Annotated in this window: 1 protein-coding gene; it reads left to right on the top strand. The window is 59.3% G+C overall.

Annotated elements, in window-relative coordinates:
• On the top strand, positions 1–188 hold a 188-nt coding region (locus R0J88_RS21825; protein WP_410901150.1), incomplete at its 5' end, for a hypothetical protein.
• Positions 189–253 lie beyond the last annotated feature (65 nt).

The following is a 253-nucleotide window of genomic DNA, read 5'->3' as shown; positions in this document are numbered from 1 at the left end:
ATCCGGCCTGTTTCCCCTCCCACCTCCAGCCGGTTTCTGCCATGCCACATGTGTCCATCCATCCGCCCTGCCTGTACGAGCGCGGCCTGCACGAGCACGCTTTGATCACCAGTATGATCGACAGTCTGGTCACCAGCCTGAGCGACAGTCAGATCATCAGCTCCACGAGTGACACCCACCATGTCTGACAGCAACGCCACCGACTTCAAACGCAGCATGCAGCAGCGCCATCTGGTGATGTTGTCATTGGGCG

This window comes from Pseudoalteromonas sp. SIMBA_162 (assembly GCF_046535955.1).
In the GTDB taxonomy this organism is placed as follows: Bacteria; Pseudomonadota; Gammaproteobacteria; order Enterobacterales; family Alteromonadaceae; genus Pseudoalteromonas; species Pseudoalteromonas marina.
The sequence above is the reverse complement of the archived record's forward strand: the minus strand, read 5'-3'. Positions and strand labels throughout refer to the sequence as shown.